Below are 25,023 nucleotides of genomic sequence, written 5' to 3' on the forward strand. Positions count from 1 at the left end.
AGCTTCCACGGTGTCATTCGTTGTACTGCAACTACTGAAGTCGATTCTCTATCTCGTCCCGCGACGGCGGCGGAGCGCTGGCGACCACTTCGGAACTGCTGACTGCACCGGCGTGCGACGTCGCGGAAGTCGCCCAATCGCGTACGGCACCGCCTCCCTGCTTCTGCTCCAGATCGCGGAAAAGCGCCCACGACGCCTGATAGCGTGCTTTGGTATTGGACTCGTCCGACTCGAAATCGTCCGATTTGAAGCTGAAGGGACCGGCAGGCACATAGGTGGGGTCCGTCTCCATCTTGCGGCGATCTTCCGCGCTGATCTGTCGCAGGATGGCTTCACTTTTCACCGCCAACCCGCCCCATTTCGCCAACCTGACCGGCGTCTTGGAAGCGTTCAGCGCGTCTGCATATTCACGCGCGTTCGCGTCGGCTTCGTCGGGCGCTATGGCAGCGGTAACCTTGCGCCCAACCCATTCCGCGTGCCCCTCTTGGAACCAGCGGACCAAGTCGGCACCGGCGCGCCGCTGAAAGGCATGAACCTGCTCGTGCGGCATGGTCGTGACGATCCTGCTCTGGCCCGCTGCATCGATTCCGCCATCGCGCTTGATCGGAACAGTCCAGCGTGTTTCGGTGCCGTCGCGCGGTGGGATGTATTTGGAATCGCTCGTGAGGACGACTGATGACCACTGCGCGTTCTGCCAGACATTTCCCGTGAAGTCAGACAACAGTCTCAGTTGAGCGCCGAAACAAGCCGCACGGGCCAACGCCGCCCGTTCGCTCACCTTGTCGTAGTAGACGTACATCCATCCGGTGCTTTTCTGGTCGGTGACCCTCAGCTTGGACAAGCCTCGCTCGCCGGGTTCGCGGTCTATCCGAATGCCCTCGACGCTCGGCCGTTTCCCAACAGCCGCCGAACAGGCGGCACGTGCCTGTGCCTCGAAGTCAGGGGATATGGGTGCTGATGAGAGCAACAGCGTAACGACTTCAGTGAGCATGGTTCAAGCCTACCACGACGCGCCAGGCCGGTGCACTCTGGGTATGGCCCCCAGGGTGCACACGCCTGCCCAGGCCGTCTTCCCATGAGGTGCGACAAGGGCGTGGGCCTGTTGGCTGTGTCGTACTAGACTCCGGGTGAAAGGCGGCCCGCGCCGCCATGTAGCGGAAAGCCACTGGAGCCCTCCTCTTGTTCGAGCAGGCGAACTGTCCGGCTATCGCGTGGACAGATACGAGAAGTGAGCCATCGCGCTGGATTCGCTCTCAGGCGAGCTGCGCTGGCCCTGGCTCATGGCGAAGGGCTCGCCGCGTCCCGGAGTTTCTCCAGGCTGAGGAGCTCGATCTTCCCGTAGGTCAGGCGGACGGCGCCCCGGGCCTCCAGCTCCTTGAGAATCTGGTTGGTCGTCTGCCGCGAGATCGCCAGCATCAGCGCGAGCTGCTCCTGCGAGACATCGATGACCCGCCGCGGGCCCTCGTGCAGGTTCCCATAGCCTTCCGCGATCATCAGGAGGCGCCGCGCCAGGCGGGCCGGAGCGGGCAGCAGCGACAGTTCCTCCAGCGCGATGAACATGAGCCTCAGCTTGTGGCTCATGAGCAGGGCGAAGTCGCGCCAATATCGCGGCTCCTGGGCGAGCATCGTCTTCAGCGCCGCTTGTGGCACCTGCAGCACGCGGGTGGCGCCTTCGGCGACGGCATCGTGGGTGCGCGGCTGGCCGTCGATCAAGGAGATCTCCCCGAACCAGTTGGGCGGCTCCATCAGCATCAGCAGCGCTTCCTTGCCGCTCTCGCTCACCCCGCTGATACGGACGGCGCCTTCGACCACGCAATACAGCCCGCAGGGCCGGTCTCCGCGTGAGAACAGCCGCTGGCCGGAGCTCAGCCGGCGCACCACGGCCGCGTCGAGCAATCGGGCCCTCAGCTCCTCGGGAATTTCCTGGAACCAGCGACCACTGAGGATGAGGGGCCGCCAGGCCTGCATGCGCTCGTCTGTCATTCTGTGCTCGGGGAAACAATCGTGTCGGCTACCCGACAGACCCGGGCCGCGTCCGGGGCCATCATGGGGGCTCGAACAACCGAGGAGAGCCTACATGAAGACGCTGGTGGATCATCTCGCTCAATACGCGGCCTATCACCGCGACCGTCGCAACATCGCCACGCACTTCGTCGGCATTCCGATGATCGTGCTGGCCGTCGCCACCCTGTTGTCTCGCCCCGGCTTCGAGGTGCTCGGGGTGGTGCTCTCACCGGCCACGGTCTTCAGCCTCGCGTCGGCGCTCTTCTACTGGAGGCTCGACGGACGCTACGGTCTGGTCATGACCCTGCTGCTGGGGGGATCGCTGTGGTTCGGTCAGGTGCTGGCCACCCAGGCCACGGCCACCTGGCTGAGCGCGGGGTTGGGCCTGTTCGTCGTCGGGTGGATCATCCAGTTCGTCGGGCACTACTACGAGGGTCGCAAGCCGGCCTTCGTCGATGACCTCATCGGGCTGATCGTCGGGCCCCTGTTCGTCGTCGCCGAGCTGGGCTTCTTCCTCGGGCTGCGGGACGAAGTGCGCCGCGAGGTGGAGGCGCGGGTGGGGCCGACCTGTATCCGTCGCGGGAACGAGGCCCGCGCGTAGGGCCGCGGCGCCGTACGCGGGACGCTCCAGTGCTGGCGCAGCCGAGGCCAGCACAGTTCCTGTCAGTAGGTCCGATAGTAGATCAACTGGCCGGCCTCTCCTGGCTTCGCGCCCTCGCTGGGAAGGAATATACTGACGGCGATGGCCCTTTGTCCGTTCGGCGCGGTCAAGGCGGTGAAGGAGGGATTGGCGAACGCCGTGCTGCCCTTGTCGGTGTGCATGTTCAGCGGCTCGGCGTTTCCCGTCTGGTGGTCGTAGATGAAGACACGCCAGGAGCCGAAGTCGTTCTTGGTGTACTGCCCTTCCATGAGGCCATAGACATTTTGCTTGTAGTGCAGGGCATCCCTGTCGCCGATGTTGCCCCCGACCCCCCAGTACAACAAGGCGTTGTCCACGTTGTTTTGGGCGCTCGTGCTCCAGGAATTGAAGTTCGTCAACCGTCCGAGTTGCTGCCGGTCCCGGTCGCAGTTCCAGTAGTAGTGGCCGCCCACATCGATGGTCGAGTGGTCGACGTCGGGCAGGAATTGCACCGAGTAGAGGTTGGGCGTTCCCTCCGCGCAGGAGGACAGGGTGCGCGACGTGTCGAAGCTGCGCGAGGCCACGCCGTTGAGCAGGTCACCGCGGTTCGCGTAGTAGCGGAACGCGATGTGATTGCTCGGCTCCTGCTCCCAGGCGAGCACGTAGGAGCCATTGGGCATGGCCCGAATGTCGGGCTGGGAGGCGTACGTGCCAAGCTCCCGGAGAAAGGTCCAGTTGATGAGATCGCTGGAGGTGGCCACGCTGACGCGCGGGATTCCATTGATATAGGTATGGTAGGCGGCCAGGTAGCCACCCGCTGGATCCTTGATGAGCTTGGCGGTGTCCATGGAACGGCCCGCGCTGTCCGCCGCCCCGTATCGGCGAGCATTCGCCTGGGTGACGTTCTCGATGAGGACGCGCAACTCGGCCCGTTGCGCGTCCGACGGCGCCGCGACCACACCCGTGGCGGAACCTAGTCCTCCCAGGAATGAGATGCCGAAGAGAAGAGTCCGCACTCGTCGATGAACAGTCAATGACATGAAAGCCTCGCTAATGATCTGAACTAATTGTTCAATCTGATGTGTTGGGACGGCGAGTTCCGTTCTTCGTGATTCTGTCTTTCAGGAATTTTATTGTCAAATTGAATTGACACTCTGATGCGGTTGTTGGTTTCTTGTTATTTGAGATTTGCATTCAGCCCCCGCCAGGCTTGCCGCCCGAGCGGGAATGACGACGGCCCGAATCAGTGGCACTGCTGCTTTCACCCAAGGCTCATCGCCCGGCTCGAAGCGGGCGAGTACACCATGGCGGGGAGTAGGGGCCGCCGCCTCACGCCTTCGACTTCTCCGGAGGTGGGTGACCGGTGGTCCGCCTGGGCGCTGCCGGCTTTTCGGAATGCAGCGACCGTCCGTGCGTGCGCATCCAGGCAGCGATCGACTCGAGGGATCCGAGCAGTTGGCGGGCCACGGGGGTCGCCTCGTATTCGACGTGTGGCGGCATTTCGGGATAGACCGTGCGGTGGACCAGTCCACGTGTCTCGAGCAGTCTGAGTTGTTTGGTGAGCTCCTTCTGCGTGATCGGGCGCGCCGCTCGCTGCAGCTCACGGAAGCGAATCGGCCCGTCGTTGATGATGAGGCGGTAGAGCAGGGGGATCGCCCACTTCCCCGAAACCAGGGTCACGAATTCGACGAGCGGGCACGGCTCGGGCAGTGAGAGCGCTTCTGTGGCGGAGGCCTTGCGCGTTGGCGTGCTCATCTCGGACTCATGGTATCCAAAAGGTGCCTACTGTACAAAGGATACCATGCCCTCTAAATGAGCGTCGTTCCACGTTCGAGAGGAGGACAAAATGGCCGAACCCCTTGGGGACCTTGTGCTGGATCGGGTGTTCCGCACGGCGCGCACCTTCAACAGCTACACGGACCGTCCTGTCGACGAAGCAACCCTCCGTGCGCTGCATGAGCTCTGGAAATGGGGACCCACATCGACGAACCAGCAGCCGCTCCGTGTGGTCTGGTGCGTCAGCGACGCGGCGAAAGCCAGGCTGGCGGCGCTCTGCGCTCCTGGGAATGCGAAGAAGGTGCTGGCCGCGCCGGTGAGCGCCGTGCTCGGCATGGAAACGAACTTCGTCCACTATCTGCCTCGGGTGTTCCCGCACACCGATGCGCGTGGCTGGTATGGCGATGACCGGCGGCTGATCGAAGAGTCCGCTTTTCGGAATTCCTCTCTTCAGGCCGCCTATCTCATCATCGCGGCCCGATTGCTCGGCCTGGACACCAACCCGATGTCTGGATTCGACGAGGAGAAGGTCAACGAGGCCTTCTTCGCGGGAACGGCCGTGCGGGTGAACTTCATCACGACGCTGGGCTATGGCGATTCCGCCACACTGTACCCACGCGCTCCGCGGCTTGAATTCGAGGAAACGAACCAGATCCAATAAGGTGTTCCGAGGAGAGCCGCTGAGGAGCTCCGTCGGTAGTGAGCCTGCCCCGGTTTTGTGGACACACCTCGTAAGTCGGCTACACGGGAGGTAGTGTCCATGGAGCGCAGGACCGCGTCTGCTCCTCGCCCTCGAGGAAGTCGTCAGTCCACCGGGTAGGCGCGCAGGGCCTGGATGAGCATCAGCGCGCCGCCGAGGGCCTCGTCGTGCACGCGCTGCCTGCCGCCGAGGAAGAAGGGTGGCAGGTTGTAGAGCAGGCTCATGGTGCACACGGCGATGCGGGTGCGGCCCGGGGCCAGCGGGTAGTGCGCCGTCCAGGTGACGCTCAGGGCGCTGGTGCGCGCCCCCATGACGCGCGCGAAGTCGAAGTTCTCCTGCACCACCACCGAGTCCGGGAGGCCGGGCTCCGGAGCGAGTGACAGGAAGCGCTCCAGTGCCGCGTCCCGGGGCGTGGCGGTGAGCGCCTCGCGCCCCAGGTAGCGCACGGTGAAGCTGTTGGCGGGCGTCTTCGCCACGGTGTACTGGCCGGGTGCCTTCCGCCGGATGTCGGCGCCCGGGAGGATGGTGTTCATGTACGCCACGTCCCTCACGCGCTCGGCGGTGAAGAAGGCCACGTCCTTGTCGAGGGTGTAGACGATGCGGCTCACGAGCACGTAGAGCGGCTCCTTGCTGCCCGCCCAGCGTCCGCGCGCGTCCAGCGGCTGGAGCTTCGCGAAGGACTCCCGCGCCAGAGCGTCCTGGTCCTGGTCGATGAGCTCATAGAAGTACTGGACGCCTCCGCGTTCCTGGAGCGTGGCGTCCACCTCGAAGGTGATGCGTTCCTCACGCCGCACGGGCGGCCGGGCCTCCTCCTCGGCCAGGGCGCCTGGCACCGGCAAGACAAGGAGCAGGAAGGCAAGCCAGGCGACGCTGCAAGCACGGTTCAGGGACATGCGCGCCCAGCGTACACAGGACGCCCTGCATCTGCCCCGAGGATTCTGTACGAGCGCGGCGACGAGCAGGCCGCTCCCTCGCCGGAGGGCCGTGCCGAAGAGCAGGGCGAAAAAGGGGGGAGGCGACAACGAGCGGGTCGCGCCCCAACGCCCCGAGTCCGAACTTCATCCGGGCGCACTCGTGGAACATCAGGACCTCGGCAGCCGCTGCTCGCTGGCGAGCCGATCGAGCGCCTCGCGCGGAGTCGCGAACGAACTCTCGTTCCGGAACTCGAGTTGGCACCGGCTCCTTCAATGCCAGCAAGGCCACCCAAAAGCGAGGACCTGCCGCATGCTCGTCCTCTCACGGACCGCAGATGCCTGGGACCGTCTCGCGGCGGTAGACCTCCGTCCCCTTCCACGTGCAATAGATACTCAAGGAAGGATTCGCGTCGGCGTTAACCCTGCAGAGGTATTGCGCGTCATGACAAGAAACTTGCTCGCCACTGAGGAAGGTATGCGAGGCGCGGATGTAGCCTTTGAACTGCCCCAGGCTCGGCATGGCCGTGCAGGCCAAGGGATTGCACGCGCCTGCAGTCACATCCTTGCGGTAGATGATTCGATCATTCCAGGTACAGAAGAAACTCGTTCGTGCAGCTTCTTGCCGACACGCACCTGGCTGGCCCGATAGCCTTCGCGACGCAATTCTGTTGCCAGATTCCTGGTGCTCTTGCAGGTCCACCGCAGGGGCGGCATGGGATCGCCTCTCGTCGTCGGCGATACCAGCCGCTCAAGTGCCTCAACTCATGGGAGGCGTCTGCCTCACCTGGCCGGAGGTGCGCTGGTCTCAATCATACATCGCACCCCGCTGGCCCTGCCGGTCCGATTCCACCCGCGTCCGGGTTCCTGCGCCCAATCAGTGTCCGCCGGTGTTCGAGGCCCAGATCGGGGTGGCTTCGACATAGATAACGAGGTTGCCATCGTTCTGGATGGCCAGATAGGCACCCGGATACCCGTAGGTGGAGCTCGCCCAGAGGTGATTGCCGATCGTCGGGATGGGCGTCGAGTAGAGGACGAAGTTGCCATCACTCTGCATCCAGACCGATTTCCCCTGTGTTCCAGGCCGAGGAGACCACAAGACACCATGGCCATTCCAGTAATGAACCAGAGTCCCATCGGTCCGCAGGGTGAGCGAGAACCGGCCATCACTCGACGAGATGGACTGCCCGGCGACGAGGCCCTGATTCGGAAGGAGGACGGCGGTAGCGTTCGCCTTGACGTCAACAGCATCCATCGCGGTCAGATCGCCGGGGGTCGTGCCATTGATCATCTGCTCATCTTGGGTTTCCCCGCTCGACTGTTGCTGGGCCTCGTCTCCGCACCCCGCGAGGCCGAAAATCAATACGAAAGCAGAATGAAACGCCAGGTGCCGGATATTGTTTTGCATGGATCTTCCCCAATGGCTCATGGGGAGCGGTCGTATCTCTCCCCAGTTGGCCTGAAAATATAATAGATCCGGCTCGTCTTGAATTCCACTATGAAAGTTACGCTGGGCACGGCGGGCGCTTCACCCTGGTGAACTGTTGGGCTCACGTGCGACGCAAATTCGTCGAGTGCGAGGATAGGTTTCCTCAGGCAACCGAAGCCATTGAGCTCATCGGCGAGGTACCCGTTTCACCGGGTTGATGCGCCCGGACGGGGATGAGCAACTCGAATGGGAGCGTCCGTCGACTGCTCGACGTAGTTGAGCTGACTTTGGGATGCGGTGGGATGGGTTGAGGTTTGCACCCGCCGAGTGGCGGAGTTGGAGGCGCGGCCAAGGCGCAATTCCACCAATTCCTCCAAGCCGCCGTCGTCGGACCCACCAGGAGTGCGACGCCCCCCAGAGTGCCCACGGGGCGCCGTCCGGGTGGCCAGCCCGGCCACGAGTTCCACGAGCGGGAGCTGCTGCCAGCGGAGGAGGTCAACCGGTTCATCGAGGTGCCCGCCCCGGAGCGGTGCAGCGGATGTGATGAGAAGTTGGAGGGAGGGAAGGGGCACGTGGTGCGCCACCAGCTGGTGGAAATACCACCGCTCAAGCCGCTGGTGACCGAGGTGCGCTGCCACGTGGTGGAGTGCGCGCACTGCGGCACGCAGAACCAGGCCCTGCACGTCCCCGAGGCGGCGGGACATGTGTTTGGCGAGCGCTTGTCGGCGATGATGTGCCTGCTGGTGGGAAAGTACAGACTGTCCAAGCGGCTGGTGCGCGATGCGCTCTCGGACCTGCTGGGAGTGCGCTTGTCGCTGGGCGCCATCGGCAACCGCGAGAAAGAGATGAGCGAAGCCTTGTCGGGGCCTGTCGCCCAGGCGGAGCAGTACGTGCGAGACCAGGACGCAGCCCGCCTCGATGAGACGGGCTGGTACGAGGGAAAGGTGCAAGGGCACCATGGGGAGGAGAAAGCGCCCGAATCGGGCAGGCGCTGATGGAGGAGCGCAACCGGACGTTCAAGTGGTGGCACCGGGTGCGGGAGGGGACGCTGTCACGTGAAGACTTCGCGCGACAGATGAAGGAGGTGGAGCAGGAGGTGGGACGCCTGCTCCGAGAGGCCGCGGGGTGCGCCGAGGAAGAGACGGCCGGCACCGCGGCGAAGATTCTCCAGCTCGAGGAGGCCCTGTGGACATTCGTCCAGGTGGACGGCCTCGAGCCGACCAACAACTTCGCCGAGAGACTCCTGCGCCCTTGCGTCATGTACAGGAAGACGAGCTTGGGGACGCAGTCGCCCGAAGGCAGCCGCTTCGTGGAGCGAATCCTGACGGCTGTGACGACACTCGACCTGCAACAACGCAACGTGCTGGAGTATCTAGCGGACCTCCTCTACGCATATCGACGCGGACTGCCATTGGCCTTCCCTTCTCCCCTTCTCGACTACCGCTCAGGCTTTACCTCCGGCCTGAGCCGGTGAACGCGGAAAATCTATCTGTCTGAAGGAGACGGGCCGTCGCCAATCTATGCGGAAGAACCCTCTTTTTCTTCCGGGCCTCGTCAACCCGGGGGGGCGGGCCCGTGCTTTTCACGATCTCCACCTCGACTCGGCTTGCCGAGCCTTTTTCTTGGCGAACAGCCCCCCCATCAGCCGAATCCTCCTACGTATACTCATGCCATTGAGTCAGCAACAGCCCCCCGGGGCGAGGGCGGTCGCGAGCGTCCGGGTCATGGTCCCCCCTGCCGCCTGGGAAGGTGGGCTTGCCCCGGTTACGTGGACAGTAGGATTAAGATGCCAACTTCTGCGGTAAGGCCGCAAGCTCAAAATCCACTGGACTGACGTAGCCCAGCGACGAGTGCCGCCTCTGGCGGTTGTAGAAGACCTCGATGTACTCGAAGAGGGCCAGCCGGGCCTGCTCGTGCGTGGCGAAGTCGGTGGTGTAGACGAGCTCCAACTTCAAGCTGCTGAAGAAGCTCTCCACCACGGCGTTGTCCCAGCAGTTGCCCTCGCGCGACATGCTGCATTGGATGCCACGAGCGGCCAGCGCCTGCTGGTAGTCGGTGCTGGAGTACTGCTGCCCCGGTCCGAGTGGTGCAGCAGTCCTCGCGGTGGCTGACGTCCCTTGAGCGCCATGTCGAGCGCGTTGAGCACCAGGTGCCGGTCGATGTGCTCGCTCATGGACCAGCCCACCACCTTGCGTGAGAAGAGGTCCATGACGACGGCCAGGTAGAGCCAGCCCTGCTTCGTCCCCACGTAACTGCTGGCCGTGGCCCAGGTGCTATTGGGCTGGCCGGGGGAGAAGTTGCGCTCGAGGAGGTTGGGGGCAACGGGCTGGTTGTGGCGTGAGTCCGTCGTGCGCACGACGCGACGTCTCTTGCGAGCAGCCAGCTCCTGCTCGTTCATGAGCCGGGCCACACGCTTACGACTCACGCGCTGCCCCCGGGCATGCAGCTCCGCGTGGACGCGAGGACTGCCGTACGTGCCGCGGCTGTCGCGATGTATCCGCGTCACCACCTCGGCCAGGGCCCGGTCCGCCTTGTCCCGCTCGGACTCCGGGCGCTCCTTCCAGGCGTAGTAGCCCGAGCGCGACACGCCCAGCTGCTCGCACATGAAGTCCACGGGGAAGTGGGCCTTCTCCGCGTCGATGAACTCGAACTTCACCTCGATGTCTCCTTCGCGAAGAGGGCCGCCGCTTTTTTTAGGAAGTCGCGCTCCATCTCCAGATGACGCACCTCCTTGCGCAGCCGCACCAACTCCTCCCGCTCGGTCGTGGAGAGCGCACCTGTCGGCTCCTTGCTCTTGGCCCCGTCGGCCTCGCGCACCCAGTTGCGGAGGGCTGACTCGGTCAGGTCCAGGTCCTTGGCCACCTGGGGCAGGCTCTTGCTGCCCTCGCGCACCAGCCGGACCGCCTCGGCCCTGAACTCCGGGGTGAAACTCCGCCTCTTCCTTCGCTCCATGAACACTACCTCCCGTGTAGCCGACTCATGAGGTGTGTCCACAAAACCGGGGCAGGCTCACAAGCTCAGCCGCAGCCGCTCCCGGCCTGAGCGCCATTTCCATGACAGCTTCATCACCGCCCGGCTCGCCATCGCTCGGGCGATTGCCTCCTGGCTGCCCCGGTGCCCCACATGCCATCGGAGGTGCCAGACCTCGTCCCGTACGCGCCTGGCCTCTTCTGTTCATCCGTCCGGGCCCTGACGCAGTAGTGCTAAGGTGTCTTCGCCAATCAGGGCGAGGGACTCCATGTTTCGACTCACCGTGCTCGCCGCTTGCCTGTGCGCAAGCGCGAGTCTCGCGGCCGAACCGGTGCGGCTTGCGCTGCCCGGACTCACTGGCATCCAGATCTCACCCGAAGTTTCTGGCTTTTACTCGGAGCACCTGGCGCAGCAGCTGAACTTCCAGGGCATGAGGGTGCCCGCGCCCGAGGTGCCTGCGCCCGAGGTGCCCGCGCCGCAATCGCCTGTGCCATCGTTACCCGCCCGCCGCTGGGACGTGCCGCTGGCCCACACCGCGGGGCTGGTGGTGGGGATGCGCGTCTCGCTCTCCCTTCTCTGGCCGCGCCACTATGACCCGAGCCGGCTGCGCGAGGGGTTCTCGCACCTGCGCGAGGCCTACACCCGGCCGCCCGAGTTCCACCGGGACTTGCCGCTGCTCGAGTCGGATGGGGACCCGTGGCTGCTCAACACCGTGGGCCATGGCCTCTTCGGCAGCGAGATTTACAGCCGTGCCCGCCACTGTGGCCAGTCTCCGGCGGCGGCCTTCCTGGCCACCTTCCTGGCCTCCACGGCGTGGGAGTACACGCTGGAGGCCTTCCACCAGCGCCCCAGCGCGGTGGATCTGGTCTGGACGCCGCTGGCCGGGGCCCTGCTGGGCGAGGGGCGCTACCGCCTGCACCGGGCGCTGGTGCAGGGCGGCGGGCAGAGCCCGGGCACTGCGCGCAAGGTGCTCTTCTTCGTGGTGGACCCGCTGGGCGAGGCGGAGCGGCGGCTGCTGGGCGCGGGCTGCTGATTCAGCGCGTCCGCGCCAGACGTTGCCAGCGCGCGTGGAGGGCCAGGTAGCGCTCCTGGTCGCGGGCGCGCACCCACCAGCCGAGCGCCGCCGCGTCGTGGCCTGCGAGCAACTCGTTCGGGACGCCGCAGGCTGGGAAGGGGCCAACGCAGTCCTTCCGGAGAACCCACACTCTTCCCGCCAGAGGTGTCCGGCTCACACGGCAGCGAAGTCGATGCCGGTGATGCTCTCCTCCTCCAGGGCCTGCTTGACGCGCTCGGAGACGATGAGTGTCACCAGCCAGCCCCAGGGCCGGAAGACGTTGGCCTCGCCGATCTTCTCCGGGTCCACCTTGAGTCCTCGGACGTTCCGGTATCCACCCAGTTTGTCTGGACGGTCATCCTCTGGCTTCCAGTAGAGGACTTCCTCGCACCGGGCGTCGTCGATGCACCGGATGACCTGAAGGGTATTGAGGATGAACCAGGGCTCTGTCTGACCTTCCACCTCGGCGGGGATGAACTGGACTTCCTTGTCGATACCCAAACGCTCGAAGAGGGAGACGACCCGACGGTGGACAACGGGAATGCCCATGGACAGGGTGTACTCGAGCACGACGCCCGTGGGCCTCACCGGGAAGCGGATAGGCCCCGGGATGTCGAGGACCCTCCCCTCATTGAACTGCCAGGTGTCGATCCACTCGCCCTGAGCATCGACAGGCATGCGCAAATGCCAGCGCTTACGGATGCGCATGTCGTCGTGCAAATCATAGTATTTCGTCTGTGTGTTCATGGTGCACGAACGCCTGACTTGTGGTCATCGTGATTTAGTCCTACGGCGGGAGTGGCCGGGTCCCGGATGATGGTCGCGTATCGCAGGAATTGGTCAACGAGGCAGGCACGGTGTCAAGGAATTCGTCTGGCCTCAGTCCTGTGGACCCCTCACCCCAAGGATTCTGTGCCTCAGGTTGACGTGATGGGTTGAATCCGCTCCGCTGGGTGCCGAACTGATCGGGAGTACACATGACGAACGAGAAGCGAGGGAAGGGGAGCGGGTGGGGGCCGTTCGAACGGGGCGGAGCCTACGGCGAGGTGGGGACCGATCTGGGCAGTCTCCACGATGCGTGGGATGTGGAGACCGGAAAGCCGGTTCTGCAACTGCTGCCCACGGATCGCGTGGAGTGGCAGCCCGAGGGGCCCTGGCGGGTCTCCGTCTTGTGTGAGCCGCAGCCCACCTCGGTCACCGTGAGAGTGGAGGAGGCTCCCGCGTCCGTGCCCGTGTCGGAACTGGCGGATATCCTCGTGCTCACCTCCGCCGCCGTCTCGCGCGTGGAACACAGTCCTCGGCTCCAGGAACACCTCGCTTCGGGCCTGTCTCCGACTCCTCCCACTTCACTCCGGAGCATGGGCCGCACGGCCGCGAACTGGACCGGGCTCTCACTTGCTCTGGGTGTCTGGCTCCTGGTGAGTCTCTCCGAGCCTCCATCTCCCCCCGCTCGGGGTGAACCCGCGGATTCCCTCTCCCAGGAAGACGCCGCGTCCTTCGACGCATTGGAGGAGTCGGACCCGGCGGTCCTCGCCTATTCCATGCCCGAAAAGCCCTTCCGCAATCAGGCGGTTCCCCCCTGTAAAAGCAATACGGTCGCGGTGGAGATCAACGGCGGGTGCTGGGTGGAACTCGCCCAGAAGCCTCCCTGTGGCTCGGAGGCCGCCGCGTATCAGGGCAAGTGCTACATGCCGGTCGCCAGACCCAAGAAGTCACCTCAATCCGTTTCCCCCTGATGTCGACACTTCTCGGCCGTGCTCCAGTGCCTCGATGCTTCCGCGTTTCGTGTATACGTGCCGCGCGCGGTGTTGGATGACCCTTCACGTGGCGCCTCTGGATGGAGGAGTTGAGCTGCATGAGACCGCCTGGCGTGGTGATTCTCCTGGGGTTGCTCGTATCGGGCTGTGCGTCGGAGTCTTCTGCTCTGGGTCAGGCCCGCTCCAGTTCCACATTGGTCCCGAGGGGATGACGAGCGCCAGCGTGTCCCCGCCAGTCGAACAGTTCCACGGCTTCGTGCTCATCCTCCATGCATCCTCCCCCGGTCACATCACCCACGGGTGGCAGTCCATCGAGGAGTTCGAGCTCGCGCAGGACAAGCTCCAGACATGCGCGGGGAAGACGGACGGACGCATCGTGCCGGCATCCGCTGCTCGTTATCGCGACTGCCATGCCGAGCTTCTTGCTTGCGTCAAGAATTGCATGCGCACGCCTCTTCCTCCGGGGTTTGGTCACATCCGGGCTCCGGGCCGGGGAATGGGGGCGAAGGAAGTCTACTGCAACGAGCAGTGTCAGCCGGCCTACCTCGATTGCGAGGAATTGCAGGGACGCCGTCCCCAGGAGCATTCAGCCGTGGATGGGGCGGTGGATTGGCTGAAACGCCATCACCACGTGGTTCTCGCGGGAAGCATCGTGACGATAGCGGGAGTTGCCTTCATCGTGGCCTTCCCAACGGGAGCGCTGATTGCCTTGGTGCCACTGACGGCGTTCTCTTCGTCAGAGGCCGTGTGTGAGCCCCGTTTCGCGGAGGTGCAGCCGTGACGATCTTCAAACGTATCCTCGAAGCACAGGAGCGCCTCGGGGAGGCTCATGAGGACGCTCAATCCCCCGAGGAGAAGGAGTCGTTCCGGCTCGCCATCGACGCGCTCTGGTTCATCTGGACGAATGGCCAGACCGATGAGTTCGCGGACTACCGGAAAGATGCCGAGGCGGACGCTCCCGCCAGAGTCGTCGCCGCTTTCAGCACGCGAGAAGAGGCGGAGGCGTGGCTGAGCGCCAACCCCAAGCCACCCAACTCCGCTTACGTGTTGATCGCGGACGAGTACCACCTCGTCATGTGCTCACGTGAGCGGGGGATTCGCGCACTTGCCCCGCATCCGACCCTCGAGCTCCATCTCGAGGAGCTGATGCGCGGCGGCCTCCCCCCGGCCGTGGCGGCATTCGACACGCGAGAAGAGGCAAAAACCTGGCTCGCCAGCCAGGCCGAGCCGCCAGGGGAGGCCGTCATCCAGATTGGGGGCGAGCACTTCCTGGCGGTGTACTACCGGAACATCAACTACCGCGCCCTCTTCCCCTTCTCCGGGGTCAAGGGACCCTGAGGGAGCCATGGGAAGGATGGAAGGACTGTGGGCTACGGCTACCAACAGCGGTGACCCGAGGGGCCCGCGCTCCTATGCTCCCGGTCACCATGACTCCGTCAACGCCGATTCGGACCTGCCTCGTCACGCGCCGGGAGGAACTGGAGGAGATCCTCCAGCTCCAGGTGGCCAATCTGCGCGACCACGTCTCCCCCTCTCAGGCCGCGCGAGAGGGCTTCGTCACCGTGGCCCATACGCTGGACGTGCTGGAGCGAATGCACGCGCTCGCACCGAGCGTCATCGCGAAGGACGGGGAGAGGCTCGCGGGCTATGCCCTGGTGATGCCGGTGGAGACGCGCACCTTCGTCCCCATCCTGGAACCCATGTTCCAGCTCCTGGAGAAGCTGAGCTGGCGCGGACGTCCGTTGCGCGAGTACCCGCATTACGTCATGGGCCAGGTGTGCGTGGCCGAGGAGTACCGGGGCCAGGGCGTGTTCGACGCGCTCTACCGCCAGCACCGCGCGAGCTACGGGGCGCGCTTCGACTGCACGGTGACGGAGGTGGCCACGCGCAACACGCGCTCGATGAGGGCTCACACCCGCGTCGGCTTCGAGCGCATCGAGACGTACCGGGACGCCACGGACGAGTGGGCCGTCATCGTGCTGGGCCTGCGCGAGGGCGCACGGGAGTAGCTAGAGGAGCGCCATCGTCAACTGCGAGGCCAGGTACTGCAACGCCGGTCCCACGTTGGGGGCCGACGAGCGCTTGCGCGAGGAGGGCAGGGCGGCGCGGTACCAGACCGGAGCCCCCGTCAGCCGACCCGCGGCGTGCGAGAAGACGCGGAAGCGCCCCATCTCCGTGGAGCTGCCCGAGTTGTAGATGCGCAGGCCGCGTCCCCGGGGCGTCCCCAGGTCGAACTCGCGGGGCACGTGCCGGTGTCCGTGGAGGATGAGATCGCACCGGCCTTGCACCCGCTGCACCAGCTCGGCGCCCAGCGCGAGCTCCGAGGCGTTGGGCCAGCCCATGCGCGTGGCCAGCCGCTCCGGGAAGCTCTCCTCCGGCAGGGGCAGCACGTGGTGGTGCAGCAGCACCGCGGTGAGCACGTCGCGCGGCGCGGCGCACAGGGCCTCGTCCACGGCGTCCAGCACCCCGGGCGTCAACACGCCGTGGCAGGCGAAGTAGTTGCGGTTGTGCGGGCCCGTGGAGTCCACGCACACCAGGTACAGGCCCTCGGCGTGCTCGACCTTTACCTTGCGCCCGTTCATCCACCGGCTCCCCGCGTCCTCGCCCGTGCGATCATGGTTGCCGGGGATGAAGGAGAGCCGCCCGGCGTCGAGCAGCGGGGCGAAGATTTCCCGGAAGCGCTTGTACTCGCGCTGGCTACCCTGGTGGGTCAGGTCCCCGGTGACCACCACGTGGTCCACGCTCTCGGCGAGCAGGCTCTCCACGAGCGCGCGGGCCGTGGTGTCACTCTCGGGGGTGAGATCCAGGTGCAGATCCGACAGATGCGCCAGGGTTCGCAGGTGCATGGTGCGGATGTACCCACCCGCTGAAACACGGCCATGGCCCCCAGGTAACTCTTTGCGGGGCGCCCGGTGACGTCCCGGTGAACCCGTCAGCCCACGAGCAACTCGCCCCGGTTCTCGGACTCGGCCGCGGCCAGGGGCGTCGGCAGGGGGATGGGGGTGGGCAGGGCGGAGGGCGGCGGCACCAGGCGCGAGCCGGCCATGACGCGCAGGGAGTGGCCTCGCCAGTCCACCGAGCGGGCGAACAGCCCATTGACCCAGGCGGCGAAGAGCAACATGTCCTTGAGCAGCACCGCGGGCACCGTCACCCACCGGGTGCGCTGTCCGGGCCGCATCATCTGGAAGACGGCCACGTCGTGCATCAGCTTCACCCCCACCACCGCGCCGGCCGCCTCGAGCGTCTGTGCCGAGGGCGACAGCATCACGCCCAGCAGGGCCCAGGGCGTGGGGTTGAGGATGGACTGCGCCAGGTACAGCGGCGTGGGGATGCAGGTGTGGTGGATGATGCTCCAGCGCACATAGCGCTTGAAGAAGGTCTTCACGCTCTTCTTCTGGGACACGTTGTAGACGGGGGCGCGCGCCACCACCGAGCGCAGGGCCATGCGGCGCGTCACCCACTGGCCGATGACGAAGTCCTCGGCCAGCACGTTGGCCACGTCGCGGAAGCCATCCAGCGCGTCCACCACCGAGCGGCGCAGCACCATGGACTTGCCCACCACGAGGTCCTGGCCCGCGACCAGCTTGGCGGAGATCTGCCCCGCGCCCGCGGAGGTGCACTGGTACAGGTTGTCCATGAGCGAGCCCAGCGTCTGGTCGCCCACCCCACTGATGGGGTGCGACATGCAGCCCACGCGGGGATCCTCGAAGGTGTGGGAGATCTCTTCCAGGTAGTCCGGCTCCACCCGGGTGTTGGAGTCGCTGATGAGCAGCAGCTCGTTGCGGGCCGCCGCCGCCAGGGTGATGAGCTGGTTCACCTTGGGGTTGAGGCCGGGCTCGCCCTGCTGCACCACCAGTCGCACCCGGTGCGGCCAGCGTGCCACCGCCGCCTGGGCCACGGGATAGGCGGCATCCCGGGTGTCCTTCACCCCGAGGAGCAGCTCGTACGCCGGGTAGTCCAGCGTGGCGAAGCACTCCAGGTTGGCCTCCAGGTCGTCATCCACTCCACACAGGGGCTTGAGGATGGAGATGCTCTTGAGGGGACGCGACGGGTTGGACTCGGGGGTCACGTGGCTCAGGCGTCGATGATGGAGCCACACACAGAAGAGCTGTACGCACAGGACGAAGCTTCCGAGGGCCGCTGCGACGAGGAGGGCGAGACCGATGGCGTGAGTCGAGAACACGTCGTGCTCCTGGGCAGGATGGTCACCCCCCGGGGGTGGGGGCGCGGTGCGCGCAGGATGCTACCAAACGGTATGTGACGACAATTTGACGCCCCCGTGATGTCTTGGAGGGCGTTCAGGCGAGCGTTTCCCCGGGGAAACCGTTTTCTCAGGGACCCGAGGGCAGGTTTCGGCTGCGCGGATGCCGGATATCGGTGCCGCGCACCATGTAGACCACCATTTCGGCCACATTGGTGGCATGGTCGCCGATCCGCTCGAGGTGTTTCGCGATGAACATCAGGGCCGTGGCGCGGCGGATGTTCTTCGAGTCCTCCATCATGAAGCCGAGCAGCTCGTTGAAGATCTTCAGATAGAGGGCATCGAGGTGATCATCCGCCTTGAGCACCTCCTCGGCCTTGACGGGGTCCGCGGACACGAAGGCATCCAGCGCCTTCTTCACCTGATGGAGGGCCAGGTCCGACAGCCGGGGGATGTCCACGTAGGGCTTGAGCGGGGGCACCTGGTTGAGGTCCTTGGCGCGCTCGGCGATGTTCACCGCCAGATCGCCAATGCGCTCCAGGTCGGTGACGATCTTCAGCGCGGTGGTGATGAGGCGCAGATCGCTCGCGGCCGGCTGGCGCAGGGCGAGGATGCGGCGGCACGCCTCGTCGATCTCCACCTCCAGGCGGTTGACCTCCTTGTCGCCGGAAGTCACCTCCTCGGCCAGGGGGGTGTCCCGCTCCATGAGCGCGCGCATGCTGTCGGCGATGAGCGCTTCCACCTTGGCGCCCATGGCCAGGAGCTTCTCGCGCAGCTCGCGCAGGTCCGCCTCGAACGCCTTGTCGGTATGCACTGACGGCATGTGTTCGCTTCCCCCGGCCCTCAGCCGAACTTCCCGGTGACGTAGTCTTCGGTGCGCTTCTCGCGCGGGTTGGTGAAGATCTGCTCGGTGGGTCCACACTCCACCAGCTCGCCCATGTAGAAGAAGGCCGTGCGCTCGCTCACGCGCGCCGCCTGCTGCATGTTGTGGGTGACGATGGCGATGGTGTAGCGCGCCTTGAGCTCGTAGATGAGCTCCTCGATCTTCGCCGTGGCGATGGGATCCAGGGCGCTGGCCGGCTCGTCCATGAGGAGCACCTCGGGCTCCACGGCGAGGGCGCGCGCGATGCACAGGCGCTGCTGTTGGCCGCCGGACAGGCCCAGGGCGCTGTCGCCGAGCCGGTCCTTCACCTCGTCCCAGAGCGCCGCGCCCTGCAGGGACTTCTCCACGCGCGCGTCCAGCTCCGCCTTGTCCTTCATCCCGCCCACGCGCAGGCCGTAGGCCACGTTCTCGAAGATGCTCTTGGGGAAGGGGTTGGACTTCTGGAAGACCATGCCCACGCGACGGCGCAGGTCCACCACGTCCACGTTCTTGTCATGGATGCTCGTGCCCTCGAGCAGCACGGTGCCCTCGTGGCTGGCGCCGGGGATGAGATCGTTCATCCGGTTGAGCGAGCGCAGGAAGGTGGACTTGCCGCAGCCCGAGGGGCCGATGAGCGCCGTGACCTGGTGCTCGGGCAGGGGGAGGCTCACGGAGCGGACGGCCACCTTGGCGCCGTAGCGCAGCGTGAGGGCGCGCGACTCCATCTTGATGCGCGCGGGAGTGGGGGGGGAGTGGGGCATGGCACGCTTTGCGTCAGTGGGCCGCGGCGGCGCGCCGGCGGGTGCGGGCGCGGATGAGCACCGCGACGAGGTTGAGGGCGAAGGTGAGCGCGAGCAGCACCAGCACCGTGGCGTAGAGCAGTGGCCGGGTGGCCTCCACGTCCGGAGACTGGGTGGCCAGCACGTAGGAGTGATAGCCCAGGTGCATGAACTGGGAGTTCATCGCGCGGGGCAGGTCGGGCAGGAAGTAGGCCGCGCCGGTGAAGAGGATGGGGGCCACCTCGCCCGCGCCGCGGGAGATGGCCAGCACGGCGCCGGTGAGGATGCCGGGCAGCGCGCCGGGCAGCACCACGCGCACGAGCGTCTGGCTCTGGGTGGCGCCCAGGGCGAGGCTCGCCGTGCGGTGATCCATGGGTACCGCCTTGAGCGCCTCCTCGGTGGAGACGATGACCACGGGCAGGGTGAGCACCGCCAGCGTGAGCGAGGCCCAGAGGATGCCCGGCTGGCCCCAGTGCAGCTCCTGGTAGCCGAGCAGCCGGTCCAGGTTGCCGCCCACGAAGTGGATGAAGAAGCCCACGCCGAACAGGCCGAAGACGATGGAGGGCACGCCCGCCAAGTTCACCACGGCCACCCGCACCGCGCGCGCCAGCAGCGAGCCCGGGGGCGCGTACTCGTGCAGGTACACCGCCGTGAGCACGCCCACCGGCATCACCGCGAGCGTCATGAGCAGGGTGAGCGCCGCCGTGCCATAGAGGGCCGGGAAGATGCCGCCGCCCATCATGCCGTCGGAGGGGGGCTCGGAGAGGAAGCGCCAGGTGATGTGGCCCGCGCCGCCGCGCACCACGTCCAGGAGGATGACGGCCAGCAGCGCGACGATGAGCAGCGCGGCCAGGCCGGTGAGGGACGTGAGCGCTCCGCCCACGGCCCTGCGCCAGGTGTGTTTCATGCTCCGGCTCCGGACAAGCGCTTGAGGACCCGCCGGGTCCAGGTGTTGGCCACCATGTTGAGGATGAAGGTGAAGAGGAAGAGCTCCACCCCGAGGAAGAACAGGAGCGAGTAGTGAGGACTGCCCACCACCACCTCGCCCATCTCCGCGGCGATGGTGGCCGAGAGCGTGCGCGCCGAGTCCGTGAGCGACGCCGAGACGATGGCCGCGTTGCCCGAGGCCATCAGGACGATCATCGTCTCGCCGATGGCGCGGCCGAAGCCCAGCACGCACGCGGCGAGGATGCCCGGGGCGGCGGCGGGCAGCACCACCTTCCACGCGGTCTCCCAGGGTGTGGCACCGAGCGCCAGGGAGGCCTCGCGGTAGCTGCGCGGTACCGCCGTGAGCGCGTCCTCGGTGACGGTGAAGATGACGGGGACGATGGCGAGCGACAGGCCCAGGCCGGCCACCAGCGCGTTGAGCCGCGAGCTCACGTGGAAGGTGTCCTGCATGAAGCTGGCGAGCACCATCAGCACGAAGAAGCCGAGCACCACCGAGGGAATGCCCGCGAGCAGCTCGATGGTGGGCTTGAGCACCTCGCGCAGCCTGCGCGGCGCGAACTCGGCCGCGAACAGCGCGCCCGCCACGCCCACGGGCACCGCCACCACCATGGACACGAGCGTCGTCTTGAGCGTGCCGATGAAGAGCGGAATCATGCTCACCTTGGGCACCGACGACACCGGCTGCCACATGAAGGTGGCGGGCCGGCCCGCGCGCGTCACCTGCGGCAGGAACATCTTGGAGAGGCTCGCCTCGTGTCGGGCCTCGGCGTCCAGGAAGAGCGCGAGCGCCTCCTTGGCCACGAAGACGAGGATGAGCACCAGCGCGGCGATGCCCGTGAAGGCCATGGCCGTGATGACGCCGGCGATGACCTTCTCGCGCAGTTGTCTGCGCCGGGCCGAGGAGGACAGCTTTGGCGCCACGGCCACCATTCCCACGAGTCCCTGACCCTGCATGCTCACCTGTCTATCCATGTTTGCCTCGGGACTCTTGTGACAATCGCGTGACGCGGAGGGCGCCGTGGAGTGGGGGACTACTTCACCGGGAAGTAGCCGACCTTCGTGGCGAGCGCCTGTCCTTCGGGCGACAGGATGTAGTCGAGGAAGGCCTTGGCCTCGCCCTCGGGTTTGGCGCGCAGGTAGAAGTAGAGGTCGCGCGAGAGCGGGTACTTGCCGCTCTTGATGTTGGCCTCGCTCGGGGCGATGGCCTCCTTGCCCTGAAGCACCTTGAGCTCCTTGATGCCCTTGGCGTAGGCGGCGCCGCCGTAGCCGATGCCGTTCTTCTCCTTGGCCACGGCGTTCACCACCGCGGCGGTGCCCGGCAGCGTCTGGGCGCTCGGGGTGTAGTCCTCGCCCTTGAGGACGTGATCCTTGACGAACACGTAGGTGCCCGAGGAGTTCTCGCGCGAGTAGACGACGATGGGGGCGTCCGGGCCGCCCACGTCCTTCCAGTTGGTGATGTCGCCCAGGTAGATGTCGCGCAGCTGCTCGGCGGTGAGCGCGTCGAGCTTGTTGGCCTCGTTGACGTAGAACGTCACGCCGTCCTTGGCCACGGCGATCTCGGTGGCGTTGACCTTGGTGCGCGCGCTCAGCTGCTTGTTCTCCGTGTCCTTGATGGGGCGGCTGGACATGGCGATGTCCGTGGTGCCGTTGATGAGAGCGGACAGACCCACGCCCGAGCCGCCTCCCGTCACCTGCAGCTTGGTGTTGGGGTTCTTCTTCATGAACTCCTCGGCCCAGCGCTGGCCGAGGATGACCAGGGTGTCCGAGCCCTTCACGGTGATCGTGCCGGCGCGGGCGGCGCCCGGGAGCACGAGCAGCAGGAGGGAGGCGAGCGAGGCGATGAACGTCTTCATGGGGTACGTCTCCTTGGGAAGGCTCAAGAGGGAGATAAGGATGGGGCTCAGGCCGCGTCCGGGGCGACGATGCGGTAGCCCACGCCGCGCACCGTCTCGAGGTAGGCGCGCGCGGAGCCGAGCTTGTCGCGCAGGCGCATGACGTGGGTGTCGATGGTGCGCGTCTCCAGGTGGCTGGACAGGCCCCAGACTTCCTCGAGCAGGTGCTCGCGCGACTGCACCCGTCCCACGCGGCTGAGCAGGTGCTCGAGCAGCCGGAACTCCAGCGCGGTGAGCGGCACCTCCTTGTCGTCCACGTAGAAGCGGTGGGCGTGGGTGTCGAGCGTGAGGGGGCCGAGCTTGAGCGCGGCGGAAGCATCCTCCCGGCCCGAGTTGCCCCGGCGGAGGATCGCCTTGAGCCGCAGCACCAGCTCGCGCACGCTGAAGGGCTTGGTGACGTAGTCGTCGGCGCCCACCTCGAAGCCGCGCACGCGATCGGCTTCCTCGCCGCGTGCGGTGAGCATGACGATGAGCACGTCGCGCGTGGCCGCGGTGGAGCGCAGCTGCCGGCAGACCTCCACGCCGGACATGTCTGGCAACATCACGTCCAGCAGGACGACATCCGAGGGCTGCTCACGGGAGGCCTGGAGCGCGGCCTCCCCGGTGGTGGCCACGCGGGTGGAGAAGCCCGCGGAGCGCAGATTGAAATCGATGAGCTCGGCGAGGTCTCGCTCGTCATCGACGATGAGGACGTGGGGCATGACGACGGCGCACTCTGGACCGTGCTGTTCGCGGTCCCGTGGCACGCTTGCGACAAATGCGTGACATCCGCCCCTGGACGCGGCGGGGCGAGCGGCTCAGCCGTCCAGATCCTGCACGGTGGACAGCGGCAGGGGCTCCTCGTCGATGGGCATGTTGGGACCGTCCTCGCCCTCGAGGTGATGGGGCAGGGCGGGTTCCACGGCGGGCATGTCCAGGGGCAGGGGCCGGGGCGGGAGGTTGGCGCCCGGGGGCGGGCGCAGCACCGGCCCGGGTGGGGGCAGCCCCGAGTGGCGGCGCGCGGCCTCCATCAGCGCCTTGTGGTGGCGGTAGCGCGCCTCGACGAGCTTGTGGATGAGCAGCGGACCGCCGGGCACGCGGCGCGCGGTGAGGGCCTGGGTGGCCTTGCGCACCGGGTAGCGCACGCGGCGGATCTGCACGCGCCAGCCCCGGGGCGTGAAGGTGAAGACGCCGTAGGCCGGGCGCAGATCTCCATCGCGGGGGATGCCGGCGCTGGCCACGTCGGCGATGAGCAGCCGGCCCACGCGGCGGCGGTAGGGGAAGTGCAGGTGGCCGAAGGCGCACGCGGCCGCGTCCAGGTGCTGGAAGTAGCGGCGCACGGTGTTCTCGTCGAGCGTCGGGTCCAGCGAGTCCTCGAGGTTGCGCGGGTTGGCGTGGCAGACGAAGAGATCCTGCCCGCGGCGCGGCGAGTAGCGCGTGGAGAAGGGCATGGCGCCCAGGCGCTTGAGCCACGCCTCACCGAGCTGATCCCGCGTCCACTGCAACAGCTCCGTCTTCCAGTGGTCGCGCTCGCGGTAGGCGCCGCCCAGGTAGTGGCCCGCGAGGTAGCAGTCGGTGTTGCCCATGATGAGGGCATGGCAGCGGTCGAAGAGCAGCTCCACCGTCTCGCGCGGATGGGCACCGCGCAGGGCCAGATCTCCGGCGGCGACGATGTAGTCGGGGGCGACGCGCGCGATGTCCTCGAGGACGGCCTCGCAGGCGGGGAGGTTCCCGTGAATGTCGGCGAGGATGGCGACCCGCATGGCTGCGGCATCCTAACCCGCCGCCGCCTCCGAGGGCACCGTCGCCGGAAGGAAAATCGTGAAGGTGGAGCCCTCGTTCGGTTGGCTCTCCACCCTGATCTCTCCGCCCATGGCGCTCAACAGGTGCTTGACGATGGACAGGCCCAGGCCCGTGCCCCCCATGTCCCGGCTGCGGCCCTTGTCCACCCGGTAGAAGCGCTCGAAGATGCGCGCCAGGTGCCGCGACTCGATGCCCACCCCGCTGTCGTGCACGTGCACCACGCACCGCCCGTCTTCCCGGCCGCCGCTCACCGTCACCCTCCCTCCCTCGGGCGTGTACTTCACCGCGTTGTCCAGCAGGTTGAGCAGCACCTGCTCGAGCCCTCGCTCGTCTCCTCGGGCGACGAGGTCCGGGGGCACGTTCAGCTCGAGCGCGATGCGCTTGCCCTGGGCCTTGTGCCGGACGACCTCCGCGGCCCGGCTGGACACGAGCGCCAGGGAGACGTCCTGGACCCGCAGCTTCACCTCGCGTGATTCCAACCGGGACAGTTCGAGAAGATCCTCGACCAGCTCCGACAGGCGCTCGGACTGGCGGTGGATGATGTCCACCATCCGGGCCGCGACCTGGGGGTCTCCCAGGGCGCCACCCTGGAGCGTCTCGGCATAGCCGCGGATGGCGGTGATGGGGGTGCGCAGCTCGTGCGAGACGTTGGCGACGAAGTCCTTGCGCACCTTCTCCAGGTGGCGCAGCTCGGTGACGTCGTGGAAGACCGCGGCGCTGCCCGGCAGGTCGCCCCCCAGGGGAGTGACGCGGATGGCCAGCGTGAGGGGGAGCACGCCCTCCAGGGTCAGCTCGAGCCGGGTGGAGGCGCCCTCGCGGCACGCGCGCAGCACGGCCTCGTTGAGCGAGTCATGCCGCAGCAGCGCGAGCGGGCGCTTGCCGACGATCTCCCCGGTGCGCAGCATGGCGCACAGCGCGTCGTTGTGGCGCACCACGGTGCCCTCGGCGTCCGTCACCCAGATGCCCTCGGCCATGCCGTCCAGCACGGCGGTGAGGGTGCGCGCCTCCTGGTGCAGGCCGGCGTTGCGCGCGGACATGCGCTGGTGGAGCGACTCCAGGGACCGCTGGAAGAGCGTCACCTCGTCGAACCGCTCCCGCTCGTCCTCGGTGGGGAGGGGGGACGGGGTGCCCTCGGGACGCTGGAGTATCTGCCGGGCGAGCCGGGCGAGGCGGCGCTGGAGCAGCTCGCGCACGGCCACCAGGGTGAGCACGGAGCTCACCAGGGCGGTGAGCGCCACGTAGACGGCGTCCATCTTCCAGCCCAGCAGCAGGAAGAGCACGAGCGCCGCGAGCGCGGGCACCAGCAGGGGAAAGAAGAAGAGGCGCGGGGGCATGGCCG

Annotated in this window: 26 protein-coding genes and 3 pseudogenes; 10 read left to right on the top strand and 19 right to left on the bottom strand. The window is 66.6% G+C overall.

The window, feature by feature from the left end:
* Window positions 1-31 precede the first annotated feature (31 nt).
* Window positions 32-991 (bottom strand): hypothetical protein, encoded by a 960-nt coding sequence (locus CYFUS_RS17380; RefSeq protein WP_157758493.1) that lies wholly within the window; start codon window positions 989-991, stop codon window positions 32-34.
* 287 nt (window positions 992-1,278) lie between these two features.
* Window positions 1,279-1,983: a Crp/Fnr family transcriptional regulator gene (locus tag CYFUS_RS17385; RefSeq protein ID WP_095986245.1), complete on the bottom strand. Its 705-nt coding sequence runs from the start codon at window positions 1,981-1,983 to the stop codon at window positions 1,279-1,281.
* Between the two features lie 94 nt (window positions 1,984-2,077).
* Here CYFUS_RS17385 and CYFUS_RS17390 point away from each other — a divergent pair, with 94 nt between their 5' ends.
* Complete coding sequence (locus CYFUS_RS17390) at window positions 2,078-2,605, top strand: DUF962 domain-containing protein (protein ID WP_095986246.1); 528 nt, start codon at window positions 2,078-2,080, stop codon at window positions 2,603-2,605.
* A gap of 62 nt (window positions 2,606-2,667) precedes the next feature.
* Here CYFUS_RS17390 and CYFUS_RS17395 read toward each other — a convergent pair whose 3' ends face one another.
* Window positions 2,668-3,663 (bottom strand): hypothetical protein, encoded by a 996-nt coding sequence (locus CYFUS_RS17395; RefSeq protein WP_095986247.1) that lies wholly within the window; start codon window positions 3,661-3,663, stop codon window positions 2,668-2,670.
* Between the two features lie 289 nt (window positions 3,664-3,952).
* Window positions 3,953-4,378: a winged helix-turn-helix transcriptional regulator gene (locus tag CYFUS_RS17400; RefSeq protein WP_095986248.1), complete on the bottom strand. Its 426-nt coding sequence runs from the start codon at window positions 4,376-4,378 to the stop codon at window positions 3,953-3,955.
* Window positions 4,379-4,469: 91 nt separating this feature from the next.
* Here CYFUS_RS17400 and CYFUS_RS17405 point away from each other — a divergent pair, with 91 nt between their 5' ends.
* Window positions 4,470-5,060: a malonic semialdehyde reductase gene (locus CYFUS_RS17405; RefSeq protein ID WP_095986249.1), complete on the top strand. Its 591-nt coding sequence runs from the start codon at window positions 4,470-4,472 to the stop codon at window positions 5,058-5,060.
* Window positions 5,061-5,203: 143 nt separating this feature from the next.
* On the opposite strand, the gene CYFUS_RS17410 is transcribed toward CYFUS_RS17405, so the two are convergent.
* From CYFUS_RS17410 to CYFUS_RS17420, 3 genes and pseudogenes are all read right to left on the bottom strand, one after another.
* Entirely contained in the window at window positions 5,204-5,992 is a 789-nt protein-coding gene (locus CYFUS_RS17410; RefSeq protein WP_095986250.1) for a hypothetical protein, read from the bottom strand.
* A 654-nt stretch (window positions 5,993-6,646) separates the two neighbouring features.
* Window positions 6,647-6,769, bottom strand: a pseudogene (locus tag CYFUS_RS50640) (ISAzo13-like element transposase-related protein); the annotation flags it as partial.
* Window positions 6,770-6,887: 118 nt separating this feature from the next.
* Window positions 6,888-7,418, bottom strand: a complete 531-nt coding sequence (locus tag CYFUS_RS17420; RefSeq protein WP_157758494.1) for a hypothetical protein — start codon at window positions 7,416-7,418, stop codon at window positions 6,888-6,890.
* 62 nt (window positions 7,419-7,480) lie between these two features.
* Between CYFUS_RS17420 and CYFUS_RS54545 the strand changes: the two genes are divergently transcribed.
* From CYFUS_RS54545 to CYFUS_RS17425, 3 genes and pseudogenes are all read left to right on the top strand, one after another.
* Window positions 7,481-7,657: an IS66 family transposase gene (locus CYFUS_RS54545; RefSeq protein WP_420042705.1), complete on the top strand. Its 177-nt coding sequence runs from the start codon at window positions 7,481-7,483 to the stop codon at window positions 7,655-7,657.
* Window positions 7,658-7,766: 109 nt separating this feature from the next.
* A complete protein-coding gene (locus tag CYFUS_RS54550) occupies window positions 7,767-8,060 on the top strand; it encodes a hypothetical protein (protein WP_420042694.1) in 294 nt (97 codons plus the stop codon).
* Window positions 8,036-8,905 (top strand): annotated as a pseudogene (locus CYFUS_RS17425) (IS66 family transposase); the annotation flags it as partial. The gene CYFUS_RS54550 and the pseudogene CYFUS_RS17425, both read left to right, overlap by 25 nt.
* Window positions 8,906-9,220: 315 nt before the next feature.
* Here the strand turns inward: CYFUS_RS17425 and CYFUS_RS17430 are convergent.
* Window positions 9,221-10,391, bottom strand: a pseudogene (locus CYFUS_RS17430) (IS3 family transposase).
* Window positions 10,392-10,677: 286 nt separating this feature from the next.
* Here CYFUS_RS17430 and CYFUS_RS17435 point away from each other — a divergent pair.
* A complete protein-coding gene (locus CYFUS_RS17435) occupies window positions 10,678-11,442 on the top strand; it encodes a DUF3943 domain-containing protein (protein ID WP_232537626.1) in 765 nt (254 codons plus the stop codon).
* Window positions 11,443-11,637: 195 nt separating this feature from the next.
* Here CYFUS_RS17435 and CYFUS_RS17440 read toward each other — a convergent pair whose 3' ends face one another.
* The gene (locus CYFUS_RS17440; RefSeq protein ID WP_332468383.1) at window positions 11,638-12,210 is read right to left on the bottom strand and encodes an imm11 family protein; all 573 of its coding nucleotides are present in this window, start codon (window positions 12,208-12,210) and stop codon (window positions 11,638-11,640) included.
* 230 nt (window positions 12,211-12,440) lie between these two features.
* On the opposite strand from CYFUS_RS17440, the gene CYFUS_RS17445 reads away from it, so the two are divergent.
* The 4 genes from CYFUS_RS17445 (at window position 12,441) to CYFUS_RS17460 (ending at window position 15,229) form a co-directional block, all read left to right on the top strand.
* A complete protein-coding gene (locus CYFUS_RS17445; protein ID WP_095986253.1) occupies window positions 12,441-13,199 on the top strand; it encodes a hypothetical protein in 759 nt (252 codons plus the stop codon).
* 244 nt (window positions 13,200-13,443) lie between these two features.
* Window positions 13,444-14,001 (top strand): hypothetical protein, encoded by a 558-nt coding sequence (locus tag CYFUS_RS17450; protein WP_157758496.1) that lies wholly within the window; start codon window positions 13,444-13,446, stop codon window positions 13,999-14,001.
* Complete coding sequence (locus tag CYFUS_RS17455; RefSeq protein WP_095986255.1) at window positions 13,998-14,558, top strand: head protein; 561 nt, start codon at window positions 13,998-14,000, stop codon at window positions 14,556-14,558. The genes CYFUS_RS17450 and CYFUS_RS17455 overlap by 4 nt, the downstream gene beginning before the upstream one ends.
* Window positions 14,559-14,647: 89 nt before the next feature.
* Entirely contained in the window at window positions 14,648-15,229 is a 582-nt protein-coding gene (locus tag CYFUS_RS17460) for a GNAT family N-acetyltransferase (protein WP_095992073.1), read from the top strand.
* On the opposite strand, the gene CYFUS_RS17465 is transcribed toward CYFUS_RS17460, so the two are convergent.
* From CYFUS_RS17465 to CYFUS_RS17510, 10 genes are all read right to left on the bottom strand, one after another.
* Window positions 15,230-16,066 (bottom strand): metallophosphoesterase family protein, encoded by an 837-nt coding sequence (locus CYFUS_RS17465; protein ID WP_095986256.1) that lies wholly within the window; start codon window positions 16,064-16,066, stop codon window positions 15,230-15,232.
* Between the two features lie 86 nt (window positions 16,067-16,152).
* Window positions 16,153-17,403 carry a ceramide glucosyltransferase gene (locus tag CYFUS_RS17470; RefSeq protein ID WP_095986257.1) on the bottom strand — a complete coding sequence of 417 codons (1,251 nt, stop codon included), beginning with the start codon at window positions 17,401-17,403 and terminating at the stop codon, window positions 16,153-16,155.
* 148 nt (window positions 17,404-17,551) lie between these two features.
* Complete coding sequence (gene phoU / locus CYFUS_RS17475; protein WP_095986258.1) at window positions 17,552-18,244, bottom strand: phosphate signaling complex protein PhoU; 693 nt, start codon at window positions 18,242-18,244, stop codon at window positions 17,552-17,554.
* A gap of 20 nt (window positions 18,245-18,264) precedes the next feature.
* Complete coding sequence (gene pstB / locus CYFUS_RS17480) at window positions 18,265-19,008, bottom strand: phosphate ABC transporter ATP-binding protein PstB (RefSeq protein WP_232537804.1); 744 nt, start codon at window positions 19,006-19,008, stop codon at window positions 18,265-18,267.
* A gap of 49 nt (window positions 19,009-19,057) precedes the next feature.
* Window positions 19,058-19,969, bottom strand: a complete 912-nt coding sequence (gene pstA, locus CYFUS_RS17485; RefSeq protein WP_095986260.1) for a phosphate ABC transporter permease PstA — start codon at window positions 19,967-19,969, stop codon at window positions 19,058-19,060.
* Window positions 19,966-20,964 (bottom strand): phosphate ABC transporter permease subunit PstC, encoded by a 999-nt coding sequence (gene pstC / locus CYFUS_RS17490; protein ID WP_232537805.1) that lies wholly within the window; start codon window positions 20,962-20,964, stop codon window positions 19,966-19,968. The genes pstA and pstC overlap by 4 nt, the downstream gene beginning before the upstream one ends.
* Before the next feature lie 77 nt (window positions 20,965-21,041).
* Window positions 21,042-21,863 carry a phosphate ABC transporter substrate-binding protein gene (locus CYFUS_RS17495; protein ID WP_095986262.1) on the bottom strand — a complete coding sequence of 274 codons (822 nt, stop codon included), beginning with the start codon at window positions 21,861-21,863 and terminating at the stop codon, window positions 21,042-21,044.
* 47 nt (window positions 21,864-21,910) lie between these two features.
* Window positions 21,911-22,603 (bottom strand): response regulator, encoded by a 693-nt coding sequence (locus CYFUS_RS17500; RefSeq protein ID WP_095986263.1) that lies wholly within the window; start codon window positions 22,601-22,603, stop codon window positions 21,911-21,913.
* 96 nt (window positions 22,604-22,699) lie between these two features.
* Window positions 22,700-23,644 (bottom strand): metallophosphoesterase family protein, encoded by a 945-nt coding sequence (locus tag CYFUS_RS17505; RefSeq protein WP_095986264.1) that lies wholly within the window; start codon window positions 23,642-23,644, stop codon window positions 22,700-22,702.
* A gap of 12 nt (window positions 23,645-23,656) precedes the next feature.
* Window positions 23,657-25,018, bottom strand: a complete 1,362-nt coding sequence (locus CYFUS_RS17510; RefSeq protein WP_095986265.1) for a sensor histidine kinase — start codon at window positions 25,016-25,018, stop codon at window positions 23,657-23,659.
* Between the last annotated feature and the right edge of the window lie 5 nt (window positions 25,019-25,023).

Origin of the sequence: Cystobacter fuscus, from assembly GCF_002305875.1 — a bacterium.
Lineage (GTDB): Bacteria > Myxococcota > Myxococcia > Myxococcales > Myxococcaceae > Cystobacter > Cystobacter fuscus_A.